This is a genomic window from Rufibacter sediminis, assembly GCF_014269285.1.
Lineage (GTDB): Bacteria > Bacteroidota > Bacteroidia > Cytophagales > Hymenobacteraceae > Nibribacter > Nibribacter sediminis.
On the sequence record NZ_JACOAF010000003.1, the window covers coordinates 108,312 to 123,116 of the forward strand.

14 protein-coding genes are annotated in these 14,805 nt (G+C 44.9%); 7 read left to right on the forward strand and 7 right to left on the reverse strand.

Features of this window, described 5'->3' with window-relative positions; all coding sequences use genetic code 11:
* Positions 1 to 295: 295 nt before the first annotated feature.
* A complete protein-coding gene (locus H7U12_RS01620; protein ID WP_186631836.1) occupies positions 296 to 574 on the reverse strand; it encodes a hypothetical protein in 279 nt (92 codons plus the stop codon).
* Between the two features lie 282 nt (positions 575 to 856).
* On the reverse strand, positions 857 to 1,747 hold the full coding sequence (locus H7U12_RS01625) for a cation diffusion facilitator family transporter (protein WP_186631845.1): 891 nt from the start codon (positions 1,745 to 1,747) through the stop codon (positions 857 to 859).
* A 984-nt stretch (positions 1,748 to 2,731) separates the two neighbouring features.
* Between H7U12_RS01625 and H7U12_RS01630 the strand changes: the two genes are divergently transcribed.
* Positions 2,732 to 3,364, forward strand: a complete 633-nt coding sequence (locus H7U12_RS01630; RefSeq protein ID WP_186631848.1) for a hypothetical protein — start codon at positions 2,732 to 2,734, stop codon at positions 3,362 to 3,364.
* A gap of 5 nt (positions 3,365 to 3,369) precedes the next feature.
* Positions 3,370 to 4,461 (forward strand): helix-turn-helix domain-containing protein, encoded by a 1,092-nt coding sequence (locus H7U12_RS01635; RefSeq protein ID WP_186631851.1) that lies wholly within the window; start codon positions 3,370 to 3,372, stop codon positions 4,459 to 4,461.
* Positions 4,462 to 4,533: 72 nt separating this feature from the next.
* Here H7U12_RS01635 and H7U12_RS01640 read toward each other — a convergent pair whose 3' ends face one another.
* The gene (locus H7U12_RS01640) at positions 4,534 to 4,953 is read right to left on the reverse strand and encodes a hypothetical protein (protein WP_186631854.1); all 420 of its coding nucleotides are present in this window, start codon (positions 4,951 to 4,953) and stop codon (positions 4,534 to 4,536) included.
* 244 nt (positions 4,954 to 5,197) lie between these two features.
* On the opposite strand from H7U12_RS01640, the gene crcB reads away from it, so the two are divergent.
* The 3 genes from crcB to H7U12_RS01655 all read left to right on the forward strand — a co-directional run bounded on the left by crcB (position 5,198) and on the right by H7U12_RS01655 (position 7,149).
* Positions 5,198 to 5,572, forward strand: coding sequence for a fluoride efflux transporter CrcB (gene crcB / locus H7U12_RS01645; protein ID WP_186631857.1), 375 nt, complete (start codon positions 5,198 to 5,200; stop codon positions 5,570 to 5,572).
* 127 nt (positions 5,573 to 5,699) lie between these two features.
* The gene (locus H7U12_RS01650; protein WP_186631860.1) at positions 5,700 to 6,254 is read left to right on the forward strand and encodes a uracil-DNA glycosylase family protein; all 555 of its coding nucleotides are present in this window, start codon (positions 5,700 to 5,702) and stop codon (positions 6,252 to 6,254) included.
* The gene (locus tag H7U12_RS01655; RefSeq protein WP_186631863.1) at positions 6,241 to 7,149 is read left to right on the forward strand and encodes an agmatine deiminase family protein; all 909 of its coding nucleotides are present in this window, start codon (positions 6,241 to 6,243) and stop codon (positions 7,147 to 7,149) included. The genes H7U12_RS01650 and H7U12_RS01655 overlap by 14 nt, the downstream gene beginning before the upstream one ends.
* Before the next feature lie 99 nt (positions 7,150 to 7,248).
* Here H7U12_RS01655 and H7U12_RS01660 read toward each other — a convergent pair whose 3' ends face one another.
* Positions 7,249 to 12,108, reverse strand: a complete 4,860-nt coding sequence (locus H7U12_RS01660; protein ID WP_186631866.1) for a DEAD/DEAH box helicase — start codon at positions 12,106 to 12,108, stop codon at positions 7,249 to 7,251.
* Positions 12,109 to 12,192: 84 nt separating this feature from the next.
* On the opposite strand from H7U12_RS01660, the gene H7U12_RS01665 reads away from it, so the two are divergent.
* Together H7U12_RS01665 and H7U12_RS01670 are read left to right on the forward strand one after the other, a co-directional pair.
* Positions 12,193 to 12,999, forward strand: coding sequence for a hypothetical protein (locus H7U12_RS01665; RefSeq protein WP_186631869.1), 807 nt, complete (start codon positions 12,193 to 12,195; stop codon positions 12,997 to 12,999).
* Positions 13,000 to 13,164: 165 nt separating this feature from the next.
* Positions 13,165 to 13,539: a hypothetical protein gene (locus H7U12_RS01670; protein WP_186631873.1), complete on the forward strand. Its 375-nt coding sequence runs from the start codon at positions 13,165 to 13,167 to the stop codon at positions 13,537 to 13,539.
* A gap of 253 nt (positions 13,540 to 13,792) precedes the next feature.
* Here H7U12_RS01670 and H7U12_RS01675 read toward each other — a convergent pair whose 3' ends face one another.
* The 3 genes from H7U12_RS01675 to H7U12_RS01680 all read right to left on the reverse strand — a co-directional run.
* A complete protein-coding gene (locus tag H7U12_RS01675; protein ID WP_186631874.1) occupies positions 13,793 to 14,206 on the reverse strand; it encodes a bleomycin resistance protein in 414 nt (137 codons plus the stop codon).
* Between the two features lie 13 nt (positions 14,207 to 14,219).
* Positions 14,220 to 14,429, reverse strand: coding sequence for a GDCCVxC domain-containing (seleno)protein (locus H7U12_RS22515; RefSeq protein ID WP_241749043.1), 210 nt, complete (start codon positions 14,427 to 14,429; stop codon positions 14,220 to 14,222).
* On the reverse strand, positions 14,429 to 14,805 hold a 377-nt coding region (locus H7U12_RS01680), incomplete at its 5' end, for a heavy-metal-associated domain-containing protein (RefSeq protein ID WP_206683847.1). The genes H7U12_RS01680 and H7U12_RS22515, both read right to left, overlap by 1 nt.

Below are 14,805 nucleotides of genomic sequence, written 5' to 3' on the forward strand. Positions count from 1 at the left end.
TTTATATGATGGAAAAAGCGGAAGGCAAAAAGCGTATATGTATCGTGAATTTGCCATATTCAACCATTTTGTTAAGGGTGCACTCCCCAAAGTATTTGTGGCAACCGTTTACTTCGGTCTAAGTCACAATAGTATTCTTTAACTTCTCCTCCCAAAGACGCTAGGTATAAAATAGCAAAAGGTTGCCTGAGAGTTAAGATGGGTATTGATATAAAGTGCAACGGATGAGCCTAGTCTATCATAGATAAGGTTCATCCGTTGCACTTTATTGACTTAAAAGGTTAAATATCCTGTATTATTGCCTGTTTTGCTGTCCACCTTGCTCATGAGCGTGTAACGGCTCATTGGACTTATGCTCGTGGGAGTGGTGCAGGGCTGCCTCCTTGGCGTGATGTCTCGCATGCTCACTCAGTCCATAGGCGGTATAGCCATGGTGGGCGGCTTTTTCATGGTCGCCCGAGTTTAAATGCTCAGCCGCCGCCCGGTGCTGTTCGGCCGCCTGCTGATAATACTGCGCCGCTTTTCTGTGGCTCTCTGCGCTTTTTTGGTGTTCTCCCGGATGTTCGTTTTCCATAGCATTGTAGTTTAAGTTGGCGTATCTTATCTTATACCTTCTTGGCATCCATTTGGTTTTTAATGCTTCGTCCTACCTATGATTACGGTATCCTTTTCTAACGACCGTAAGGTATAATTAGCTAGGAAGAGCTTAGCTTGGGGCCATAAGAAGGATCCAGGCGCCCCTACAACGGTACTGGGATATAAAACTAGGGAGAGACCTCATGAACCCGGTCGGGCATCTGGAGTGGGAAATAATTTACCCACTGCTAACCTAGCTCCGTCTATTCCAGTGATAGGTTTAAAGGTGAGTTTCCTGCTCCTGGAAGCCGGGAGACTCTAGTTGGATGGTAGTGTGGCTGATCTTGAAAGATTCCTTTACCTGATCATTCACCCGCTTCAACACTTCACTGGGCGCCGCCTTTTCATGCAGCACCACATGGGCACTCATGGCATTGACACCGGTAGTCAGTGACCAGACATGCAGGTCATGCACATCGGCCACCCCCGGCAACTTCACCATGGCTTCCCGCAGGGAGCCTAGGTTGACATCCGCCGGTGTTCCCTCCAGTAAGACGCTGACTGCGTCCTTCAGTAGAATCCATGTGCGGGGCAGTATAAAAAGACCAATGCCCGCAGACAGGATAGGGTCGGCGTAGTACCACCCCGTGGTCCACATGATCACCCCCGCTACAATTACGCCGATGGAGGTCAGCATGTCGGAAAGCACCTCAAAGTAAGCACCCTTCATATTGAGGCTGTCATTGGAGCCTTTGCGTAGAATGTACATCCCAGCCAGGTTGACCAACAGACCGATTCCAGCGATCACCAACATGGGTTTGCTTTCCACTTCGGGCGGGGTTCTGAAACGCAGGTATGCCTCGTACAGGATGTATAGGGAGACACCTATCAATATCACCGCATTGGCCAGCGCCGCCAGGATTTCTGCCCGGTAGTAGCCGAACGTCTTCTCCGGTGTCGCTTTCCGCTCGGCCAGGTTGATGGCGATTAGGGCGAAAGCCAGCCCCCCCACGTCTGTCAGCATGTGGCCGGCGTCCGCCAGGAGAGCCAGGCTTCCGGTCCAGATGCCGCCGATGACTTCCGCCACTAGGTAGAGCAGGGTAAGGCCCAGGACCCACTTCAGGCGGGATTTATTCTGGCTTCCTGGGGAGATAGTGTGGCCTTTCGACATATGCGGTTAAAGATTCTATTTGTTAGGTTGCCATCTATGAAGAATCCCAACCTCTGAGGGGCAGTGGGAGAAGCACAACTCACAGGTGTTAATGCAGACTATCAGTTTTTCGATGAGTTGTTGATAGCTGTGGTTTTCCATAGTTTTCTCAGATAAGTAGATTTAAATTAAACCAAATATACGTTGGCAGTTAGTGATAGTTCATCCCCTTTTTTATGTATTTCACCTACAAAAAATTGCATAAAAATGGCTTTTAGGCTATTGTTCGCTGTCTATTGTTGAATGTATTCTATGGGCAGGATTAATCGCAGTGCTGTTTTTGCCTCACTAGCTAGTTATATTCCATATATTTACCCCTACATAAATCGCCGAACGAATTATTCTCTTCTCTTATAAGTATAAGACCATCAACTCATAATGGAAAGGCTTCATCAACCTAACTTTAACAGGGTTGATTCAAAGCGCGATATCTTAGAACTGAAAATGATTACTGTAATGAAACAATCATTGCGTGATACAAGGCTATATATAATAAGAATAACCTGTCATGGCAGAACAATTTAGAGTTAAATACTTTACAATTCTTCTGATTTCTTTGATGTTCGCCTTCTGCACGGGCTTCGGACACTTACAGAATACTACCACCTTTGATACAGAAACACAAGGTTCTGGACCAGGGCAGGTTAAAAGCCTGACAGAGCCCGCTCCCTCTACCGAATAGGTATTTGGCCAGTACGTTGAAAGTAGCTATGCGGAGGCAGGATTAACAGAACAGGGGCTTGCACGTCTTGCTATACCACGCACATAGAAGATATTTTGATAGTGCACAAGGGCAATTAGGGACTTTGTATGCCACTTCTATTTTAATTAGTATCAGCACATCTCTCATCATAGGAATATTTTACAGCATCTATTAAATTTACAGGAATATTTTTCTTTTATTTTACAAATTAATCTTTATCTTTGTTTTAAAGATGGAAGACTATGAAGAAACTTTTACCTCAGGAAGAAGCAACTGGATATCTGCTCCCTTATTTTGAAAAATTTGTTTCTATTGTTGAGAAGGCGATGGCTGATGTGAAACGGCTGGAGGCAACTCACTCAGAGATCCGGGAGAAATACACAAGCTGGTCACCATTAGCGAAATCCGTGATGGTCAACAACTTTATGTGCATCTATGCCGAGGAAGCTTTTTCAGGTGACCCGGAAGTTATCATAAATCCTTTGCGCAATGACCCTTTCGGCATCTTACTAAGGGGTAAACTCTTCATCCGGTTCAACAAGCTTAACGCTGATCTGTCACCCAGCACCAATAATGCGACGAAGCGGACGGAGGATTTGAACTACCAGAACAGTTTTGAGGGATTTGAGAACATCCCCTGCATTTATGCGGGGTACACCTCTAACCGCGAAGCCATTGACAGCATTGGCTCCATCAATCTGGTTTACCGTCCCTTCAATTCCGTTATATGGAATATAGATTTACGGACCCGATTAGGTCAGGAACAACCGGAAATACCATTCTACACCGAGACCGGCGCAACAGTAGTTCCTATTGCAGAAAGAAGGGTGACTGTAAAGAAGAAACCACAAGCAGACAAGACAATAGAAGGATAGGTTAAATGATGGAAACGAATATGCTTTTCCTAGGTAAGGTGAACCCTAACATGGTCATTTTAGCTCGTGAATCGCGTGGGGTAACCCAAAAAGAGCTGGCTGAGAAAATGTGCATCAAACAGGGCACCCTGTCTAAGATTGAAAATGGGCTTCAGAACGTATCAGAAGAACTGCTGAATATATTAAGTGCTGAATTGGCGTATCCGGCAAGTTTCTTCTTCCAGCAGAATCAGCTGTATAACCCGAGTCTGGTGCATTATCGGAAACGAACTGTGTTTACCAAGAAGGACTTGGCCAAGGCTGATGCCACTATGAATATCAGCAAAATCAACCTGGAGAAACTGCTGAACTCAGTTGATATACCTGATTTACAATTGCCAAAATGGGAAGTAGAGGAACATGGCTCTCCGGAAAAGTGCGCTACATACTTGCGGGAATACTGGCGGCTACCGAAAGGGAGGATAGAAAATATAACGAAGCTGGTGGAAGACAAGGGAATTCTGGTGGTACCTATTGATTTTGACTCACCTAAGATGGATGGTCTGAACATCTTTACCGATACTAACCATCCTATCATATTCTACAACCGCAACATACCAACTGACCGGCAGCGCTTGACAATTGCCCATGAATTAGGCCACATTCTGCTGCACCTGGGGCAACCCATTGCAGAAAACCGGGACGTGGAAGCGGAAGCATATGCTTTTGCGGCTGAGTTCCTGATGCCCGCTGCGGAAATTAAATCCCACTTGGGAAAGGTGGATATTGCCAGGTTGGCAGATTTGAAAAGATACTGGAAAGTGTCCATGGCAGCCCTTATTATCCGGGCTAAAACACTGCGCCTGATTACCGAAAACCAGTACCGGTACCTATGGCAGCAAATGAGCGCTTTGGGATACCGGACAAAGGAACCCAAAGAACTGGATCCCGCACCGGAGCCCCCTATTCTGTTGCAAGAACTGGTGGATGCCCATTTAAATGATTTAGGGTATTCAGAAGAAGAGTTGGCGCAGCTGCTGTCTTTACAATTGGAAGATTTTAAAACCCGATACCAGGAAAACGAGGTAGCACGGCCAAAGCTTAAGATTATCCGCTAGAAGCATATAAAGGCACTAAAGGACTTTTACTTTTTCACTTATTCTAATAAAATTAGAAAGCAATACCCACTCTTAGCCTTCCTGTTTCAGCCATTCCAATGCAGCTTTTTTGGTAGCGAATGTCTGGCTTTGAATCTTTAACTCAACCTTGCTGGTAACCTCCTCCGAAATCTGCTCGGACTCTTGCTGTCTAATTGTATCAGTATGGAGAATACTCGCTGATTTCTGGAGCCTAGTGTTCTGTAGGTTCTTTGCGAACCGCGTCACTATATCCAGATAAGTGGTGCGGTCAATGTCTGGGTGTATGACCGTTTTGCTGCTATCAATAAGTAGTCTCTTCACATCATAAGACCTGATGTAATCAACCAAAATGCTTAAGGAGCGCTCTATCTCCAGAAGATCGTAGCTATTGACGTTGGGCCAATCAACGGACAGAATATCTGTGCTTGGGTTGTAGTCAAGAATGATTAAGTGATTTTGAAATAATATCATGTCTTGATAAATGGCTGATTGAAGACCTGCTGCAAACTTATCTGGCTTTATGAATTTTAGAATTATGGAATTTAAAGCTAATAATTATAAAAACAGCAACCTATATCAGTAGGACCTACTATCGCTATCTAATCAATTGAAAAGTTTAAGCCATGTTAGAATGAGTTGTAACACTAGGGTTACTTAATCCTAGTGAAGGAGAATCTGACTCATTTTACAATTAACCTAAAACCGGAAATCCTGAATGATAAAACATATACTATTGGTGGGGATTGGCGGGGCAGTTGGCAGCATTCTGCGTTACCTAACGGCTTTGTTCGTTTCAAAATACTACGCCAACATTTTCCCGCTTGCCACTTTTACGGCCAATGTGGTGGGTTGCCTGCTCATTGGCCTATTCATTGGATTCCTTAACCGTTACTACCAGGCAGATGCTGATTTGCGCCTTCTGCTAGCAACCGGCTTCTGTGGCGGCTATACCACTTTTTCGGCTTTCTCTGCCGAGAGCTTACACCTCTTGCAGCAAGGCAATTACCTTATAGCCCTCACGTATGTTGGAGTAAGTGTTGTGTTTTCTCTACTTGCCGTAGGAGTAGGCCTGGCTTTGTTTGAAGTCTAACCCAGACGCAAACCATTGGCCTTGCTAATGGAGACACTTTTTCTGTTTTTGGCCTTATTTCTGAAAATCAGGCCAAAAACAGATGGATTAACTGTGCCAGTGCATTGAAAGAAGTAAAAACTAACCAATGATAGAAGAACATCCTTTTGGCTACTACCTACCTGAAAACGCTGATAAGTTATTGATAGGGAGCTTTCCTTGCCACAACGGCAAAGACTATGGAGATTGGTTTTATAGCGGGAGCGGCAAAAGCGATTTTTGGAAATTAATGTCTGATGTCTTTGGTATGCCCTGCTTTACCAAAGACAATAAAACCGAAATATGTCTGAAGCATGGAATAGCCATCACAGACATAGCTTCAAAGATAGAAAGGACAAAAGGTAACTGCTCAGATTCTAACCTGAAAATAGTTGAGGTAAATACGGCTGGCATCAACAGTTGCTTGAAAGCAAATATCAAGGTCATCTATTTCACAAGTAAGTTTGTTGAGAGGCATTTTTCAAGGAATTTTCCGGAGGTAAAAATCCCCAGCTCCGTCCTACTCTCCCCTTCCCCGGCTGCCAATGTGTATATAGCTGGTTTACCTGAATATAAAGACTTATTGAATAGGAAGGAAGTCTCCTCTCCCTATGATTTTAGACTGCTTAAATACCAAGACTCCCTTCTGAATGGTAATAGATAAAGAAACAAACAAAGTCTTTTTCTCAGACCAATTGTTTGCTGACAGCCGTTATGGCGACACCTTTGACAGGATTTGCTCTGTTCTGGAAAAACACCAAATAGAGCATGGTATCATTAACTCGACAAAAGATATCTGGTGCAGAGACTACATGCCCATCCAGAAAGCGGCATCTAAATTTATCCAGTTCAGGTACGAGCCTTCTTATTTAGCAGAAGATCTGGATTTACAGACAGACCCAAAAACAACCCTTGAGCTAAACCAGATTCAGGCTACTTTCTCCAGTATAAATGTAGACGGCGGAAACGTGTTAAGGTGGGAAGACAGGGTGATTATTACAGACAGGATATTCCAGGAGAACCCAGCTTACACCAACAAGTCTAAGTTGGTAGATGAATTAGAAAAACTCTTTGAAGCCGAGGTAATTGTTATACCGCAAATAAAATCAGACATGACTGGCCACGCAGATGGGTTGGTGAGGTTTTATGACAGGACTACGCTCATCGGCAATTGCCTGGAAGAGGAGTATGACTATTGGAAAAAAGGCATGAAGAAAGTGCTTTCTGATTACAGCCTTAGCTATATTGATATGCCGTTTCTGGAGTATAAAGTCAAAGGCTACCCTGAATCGGCAATAGGTTGCTATGTGAACTATCTGGAAGTGGCAAACTTAATCCTAGCCCCCATTTTTGAGGTGGAGGGAAACAAAGACGAGGAAGCCGTTGGAATTCTTACAGAAGTGTTTGCAGATAGAACCGTAGAGCCAATAAACATCAATGACGTGGCAATCCATGGCGGATTGTTGAACTGTATAAGCTGGAACGTAATAAAAGGAGAATACGCATATCATACCCTTCCCAAAACGTTGGGCTACCTAAACTCCGCTGATTGTCTTTAACTAACGACTAAGGCAAAACCCTAGCTATAAGTAAAGGATGCGTTTTTGGCCTGTTTTCCCAAAATGAGGCCAGAAACGCATCTCTTTCTTACTACCGCTTTAAAACTCCAGCTGTGGCAATTCTTCTACTATGTCTGCGGTTTGTACGCTTACGTTGATAACACTCAACAGCAAGTCTAGGATATAGCGGGGGTTGCCTACTTCGTCTGCCCAGTCATTGGGGTCATTTTTAATACCGCTGTCTTTGTGGGTGGTTACCTGGTACCGCTCCATTACCCAATCAATGGCGCTTTTGCCGTTAACTGTGTAATCATAAGCTTTGGCAGGAATGTTCTCAAGGGTAATCTTGCTGTTGTAGAGAATGCAGTCTTTCTGGCCTTTCTTAGGGAAGCGCATTTTCTCTACTTTATAGAACCCGCTCTCTGCTCCGGTTACGGTAACCCCTGGGTATGCCGGCACGCTCTCATAGTTAAGGTGCAGGTCTGCCAGGGCGCGGCCCGCTTTGCTAAACTTCCAGAAATCACGCACATCTTCTACCAGGGGCAGGCGGGGCAGCATTTTCTTTAGGTCATTGGCAAAGAGGGTGCGGTAAGTGGGGCTGTGCAGGAACCCGTAAACGTAGTAGAAGATATCTTCTTTGCTCACGTTTTTGCCGTATTGCTTTTTGGCCCGGTCTAAGATAAAGTCACTTAGCCCATCGCGGCGGGTGTATTCACTTTCCCCTGAAGCATCAAACAAACCAGGGGTTTGCTTTTGCCGCTCTTCGTAATAATACAGCGGAAAAACCTGTCCATTAAATTGAAGCTGGACATCTGGAATAATATCAGTTATAATAACAGTGAAGTTTTTTGAATCTCCTATACCAGAAATACAGATGACGAAATTTTTATTTGAAGGAGTTGGGAAGAACTCGTTCATTTGACCCCGTCTATGAATCATTTTCTCCCCTAAATATACATTTTGCTTAAAAAAAGGTCTATACAGGCCTTTGGCTGTCTTTTTTTGTTCAAAAACAGCCCTATTCCCTTTCTCTAATTGCAATATCAAACTACTGGTCCAACTGATGTTCCTTGGGTCTACATTAATGAAGTCATTAACTTTAGGATTTAATGGCTTAGCTCCATTAAAATCATCTACTTGCTGATTATAGAAACTAACCATTTTCTCCATATTTGATTTAAGTAGGCTCAATGAAGAATTATAAACCCATGTGTCCCTTGATGATTCATTTCCTCTAGAATTAACCACAAAAAACACTTTTGCCTTTAAATCAAATTTCTTTTCTGATTGAATTGGGATAAATGTTCCGAAGGCGTCATTCCGTTCGTTCACCCAGTCGCCGTGGTCATTGGGGGTAAGTTGTTTCCAGGGCATTTCAGCATTACCAACAGATTTAAACTTTTTAACCAAAGCGAGCTTTTCTTCGCGGTTTAAATAGTCGCCAATGTCATGGTAATGAATGATAGCCTTCTTACCTGTATGAGCTGGATTTTTGACCAGCAACGTAATTGAAATGGGGGTTCTGGAACCTCCTCCAAAGACGTTTCCGGCTTCTTTTTGCCTTAACTCCCCGCTGGTGCGCGCATTACCTCGTAAGTTGAAAACGTAAATCGCGGAAAACTCATTTTCCAATGATTTCCGAAAGCCGTCGGCACTATTTCCATCAAGCCAAGCCCCATTAGAAACAAAACAGACAATGCCGCCATTCTTATCTAAGCGGTCTGTGCTCCACCGGAAAGCCTTTATATAGGAATCGTATAAAGAGTTTTTGTTCGTAGCATCGGTTGCCTTGGCATACGTAGCCGCTATGCGCGCATCTAGTTTAGGATAAGCCTGGTTCTGGGCATTGTCATTGGCAGACTTTTGCCCCACAGAGTACGGCGGATTGCCCATAATCACCCGCAGCGGGGCATTCTTCTGCGACATAATCCGTTCAAAGTTCCGGGAGAAAGTGGTTTCCGTGCCGTACTGCGTGGTTTTTACTTCGTCTAACTGAAAGGTATCGGTGAGCACAATGCCTTCAAAAGATTGGTATTCCTGGTTTTCCTCTAATTGGTCATGAAAGGCGTTTTCAATGTTTACGGCCGCAATGTAGTACGCCAGCAATACAATCTCATTGGCGTGCAGCTCCTGCTTAAACTTGCGCTCCAAATCCTTCTTATCAATCAGGCCGCTCTGCAACAGGCGAGTAATAAAGGTGCCGGTACCGGTAAAAGGGTCCAGCACGTGTACGTTTTCATCAGAAATACTGCGGCCAAATTCTTTCTTCAGTACATCATTCACTGAATGGATGATAAAATCCACTACCTCCACGGGTGTATAGACAATGCCCAGCCTTTCCACCATTTTAGGGAAGGCCGTTTTAAAGAACTTGTCATACAGCTCAATGATAATGCGCTGCTTGCCTTCGGCGTTGTCAATGTTGCTGGCCCGCATCTTCACCGATTCATAGAACTTCTGGAGTGTTTCGGTATCCTTCTCCAAGGCCCCACCTTCCAGCAAATCCAGCATGGTTTGCATACTTACCGAGATGGGGTTGTTGTTCACAAAAGAATACCCCTCAAACAAGGCCTCAAAAACCGGCTTGGTAATTATGTGCTGGCTCAGCATCTCTACCGCCTCATGCTGGGTAATGCTGGGGTTGATGTTCTTCTTCAGCCCGTTCAAGAACCCGGCAAACGCTTCTCTATGTGCTGTGTCTTCGTTTATCAGTTTATGGATGCGCTCCGCCTGGCGCTCGGCAATCTCAGCCACGTTTTTGGCCCATTGCTCCCAATACCGGCGGTCGCCTACTTTTTGCACCATCCGGGCAAACACCACATTTTGCAATTGCTCAAATTGCAGCATCAATTGGTTGGCCAGCTGTTGGGTTGTTCCATAAGGAGCCGGGTCTTCAGCCACCGTAGGCAACCCATCTGGCGTGAAGGCATATTCCGGACGCCCTACTATGATTTGCTCCGGCCTATGTTTGTTCAGCTCAATCTTATTAACCGTCGCGTTAAACCGGTCATCATGGGCCCGTAAGGCGTTCAAAACTGTCCAGACTACCTTGTAGCGGTCGTTATCATCCAGGGCTTTGTCTGCCTCTACATTGCTGGGCACAACCACCGGTATAATAATGTACCCGTACTTTTTACCCGGTGCTTTCCGCATTACCCGCCCTACTGACTGTACCACATCTACCTGCGAGTTGCGGGCCGAAAGGAACATGACAGCATCCAGAGAGGGCACGTCTACCCCCTCGCTCAAACAGCGCACATTGGTAAGAACCCGGCATTCATTGTTCTCGGTTTCCGCTTTGAGCCAGCCTAACAGCTCATCGCGCTGGGGCGCGGTCATGGTGCCATCTATGTGCTGCGATGCCACTGACACCATCTGTTCTTTTTTCTCGTCGGGCAGGGAGTTGATGTAAGAATCGGTAGCGGTCATGAAATTGGCCGTTATCTTTTTAGATTCTTCTATGTTCCGGCAAAAAGCCAAGGCCCGGCGCATCGGCTCCGGGTCACTCTCCTTTATAATGCCGGCATCGCCCAACACTTTTTTAGAGAGCGCATTGACGCACCCTATCAGCTTAGAAGCATCATCGGTATTGATTTCACTTTCCTGGCCGGCAATCATTTTCTGTACCGCCGGTGGCACGTCCTGGTCACTCAACGTAAGAATCAGCACCTTGTAATCGGTGAGTAAATCTCTGGAAACCGCTTCTCCAAAACCTATTCGGTAGATTTCCTCGCCATACAGTTTTGGGTCATCCATGGAGCACAAAACGGCATCGGCCTGGGCAGCTTTGCTTTTGGTGTCGTCGCTGTAGAGCCTGGGGGTGGCGGTCATGTATAACCGCTTTTTGGCCTGCAGAAAATCAGGGTCATGCACTTTGGTAAAAGCCGACTCGTCTTCACCGGCCAATGCTACCCCCGTGGTACGGTGCGCTTCATCGCAGATGATTAAGTCAAAAACGCCAAAACCGATATCGGTCTGTAGTAATTGCTTCTGCGCCTGGGCAATTACCTCAATGGATTGGTATGTGGAGAAAACCACCGTCATGCCAGGCTTTCGGTTTTCTTTTATGTGCCGGAACTGCTGTAGAATATCTTTTACATTAGTAGAGGCCGGCAAGGCCAAATCCACTACGCTGAAACTATCCGTATCTTCGTTTTTGGTCTTTTTGCGGGTTATTTCAGGGTCTGAGCAAATACAGATGGGGTTAATGGGCTCCAGCGCATCAGCTGACCATTCGCGCAGCGTTTGCCCCAACAAAGAGATAGACGGCACCAGGAACAGTATTAAGCCCCTGCCGTCTGTTTCATTTTCAGCAATCCGCAGCGAGTTAAAGGTCTTGCCCGTGCCGCAGGCCATGATTAGCTTGCCCCGCTCCGCGTCTTTAAAATGCTCATGCGTTTTGCCCAAGGCCTTTTTTTGGTGCGCACGCAACTCCTTCTTAGGGGCTCTGGCCGCCTCCCCGTGTATGCCCTGCTCCAGTTTTTCCCAATCAACGGGTGCTTCCCTTAAATCATGCAGGTTTAACCTGGTTACCGGCGGATTTTGATTTCTGATAGCCTCTTCTGCATTGCTTCCCCATTTCTTACCAATGGTATCAATCCATAGGCGCTGCGTAAACCGGATGGATTTCAGGTCTTCCCCTTTGAACTCCCGGCTGGAGGTAGAAAGAAAAGAATCAACTGCCGGTTTATCTATCAGAGCATTCTCCTGATAGCATTTACATTGAATAGCCCAGTAGTCGCCATCCAGCGTCAACGCCACTAAATCAATTCCGGTATCACCGCCTCCCAAATCATGGCGCCCCGGAAACTCATTCCAGAGCCATACCTTTTGGAACAGGTAAGCATATTTGGGGTCTGTTTTGAGATAGGCCTGCATCAACCGCTCAAAGCGCTCACCTTTATCTCGTTCTGAAAAGGCTACTCTCCGGTATTTATCTAGTATTTTCTGAAAACTCATTCTGGGCTATTATTAATCTCCTTCCACCTGTAAACCTGTAATCCAATGGTATTTACACTCAAATAGGAGTTTGTTTTAGGTGAAATGGCAAGGAACGCCTGCTTTGCAATTGGTAAATATAATATTTATAGCGCAACGCATTTAGGGAAATCACAAAACCACTTCTCTATTGAAAGTTACATCGTGGCCAGACAACTTATAAAAATATTTTCATTTGGAAATTTCAGCTACGCTGGAAAAGTAGTATCTTTTAGCATGGAAGCAGAAAAAGACGAAGGCAACGTATATGCCTCCAACGTTGAAGATAAGATTATCCATATCTCCGAGGCACGCAGCGGAAAGAAGGGATATTTCTGCCTGGGCTGCAGTAGGGAAATGCAAGCCGTTAAATCCAAGATTGAGAATTATCGGTCTTACTTCCGGCATGACCCCAAAGGAGTAGAGCCAAACAGAAAGTGTACTTATTCAGATGAAACCCACCGGCATAAACTAGCCAAAGATATTCTCCAACAAATTGAGGGAAAGGCAAGAAGTCTATCAAGCGAATTTGCAAAACATGAAGAGCTTGCAAGAGAACAGTTTGCTCAGCTTGAAAACGCTGAAAGAAGAGAAATTGAGAAAATTCAGGAGTCAGGCAGAGACCTTCCGGCTACATTTGGACGAGAGGGAGAGGATCTTGAAGCAAGATATAGAGAATTACGAGCTTCAACTGCTAGAACAGTTGAAAGCCGAGATGTCAGCGGCGGAACAGAATTGTCACGCAGAGTTAAGAGAACTTTACAATCAGGGTCATTACTCGCAGATTTCCAACAGAATCTCGAACATTTCAAACGAAACAGAAAAGCTTGGGAATGCTTTAAGTCGGGGGCTTTCAAGGATTGGCTTAGATAAAAAAGGAGTTGACGCTGATAAATTTATTGAGTTGATGGAGCAACACGCGCCGTAACTTCAATTCAGCATTTAACTCTTTGCAATTGTAAAACTGCCTAAATCATCATCCAATACGTTTACACATCCTATTAAAACTAACCTGTCAGAAGACGATAATTTTTATAAATGATTAAAATAAAACACCCAGAAGAAGATTGTAACGTTAGCCAAGAAGCATTTTTAGCTAATTGCCCAGTTGATCAGCGCCGGTTCCATGAACTGCTTTTCACAGTTGGCAACATTACCTACCGGTACCATCAGAGCGCCAAAGACTACTCTCCCAGTCTTCAAGATTATCATGAATGGCTGGAAGGGTTGCCAGAAAACGTCAGTAAAGGAATGCAGGAGAAAGGCTTTGAAAGCTGCAAAAGCGTTCTCTCTTTTACACGGTACGTGAATGAGAAAAACGATGTGGGGTTAGAAGAGTATATTCAGCAACAGATGGATGCCGAGGATTTAGCAGAATATCAAAGTCTTTTAACCATTGAAAAAGAACAGTAGCTACCAATATGCAGGAACCTCAAGAAATTCTAAATTCAAGCCTACTAGAAGCACTTCAACAGGTAATATCTGGCCTAGCAGACCCCACCAAGCATTATATGGTCAATGCCAATTATTGCTGATTTTCAGCAATTTTATATCCTATTATAAAAACATTACAATTACAAAAGCTGGCAAATATGCCAAAACAATTACAGTATACTTTCTCTTAATAAATTTGACGCGTTTAAATTGGATAATCGAAATATTTCGATTATCCAATTACTTCATAAAAGGTAATAAGATTCCTATGATGGTCTAAAACAGGAAACTCCCTGTCCCCCCATGGCTGTTCTACCACTACTGTATTGGTGTCGTAGATAACGCCTTGACTCTGGTATTCCCTGAATAATTCATTTATTCCCTGTACCTCTATTCTACAACTAGCAGTACCGGCCAGAAAACTTTCGGCACCACTGCAAACAGGCAGAATGGACAATGCCGCGCCTTTTGAACGCCAACTTTCATCCCCAGACTTCCATAGGTGCAGTTCCACCTCGTCACGGACTAAAATGGCGAACTCGTCTTCATAGTGACGCGCCTCAAAGCCAAGCTTTTCAGAATAGAATTTGATTGATTCCCCAATATTCCTAACCGGAAGTGCAGGAATGGATTTCTTCATCTTCATGCTTGCGAAGATGCTATGCGCAACACGGTTTATCCTGTTGGATAGGGGGGCATTTCACTGTACCGTAGCTACAGAATACGCAGCAGTCACCCTGCAATGGCTTCAATACGGTATGGCAGTTATCACACTCATAGAAGTACTGGCATGCGTCTGTGGGCATTTGCTCTTCTTTGGCGTGACCGCACTCAGGGCATGTGATAGTGGAAGCGGTAAGAATCTCCATTACTTCTTAATCTTGGTTTCTGTGACTTTGTAACCAGTTGCTTTTATGGCTTTCTCTACCTGTTCAAGTGACGTTTTTGATTTGTCAAACTCCACCACGGCATTGGAATTGGCATAGGAAACCTGTAAGCCCACAATGCCCTGCAACTTGTTCACCTCACTGGCAACGTGCCCTTCACAGGCGGCACAAGTCATTCCAGTGATGGTGAACTCTGCCACTGTTTTGGCCTTGGGCTTTTCCTGCACTTTGGGTGCCGTCTGTCTTTCAGGAGCCGCGTAAAACACGTTGGCATAGTTGGGGAAAGTGAGCATTAACAGCGCGAACGCGGTCACAACGGTAAGGAAAGTTTTGCTTTGCATAAATCTGGGTTTATCTG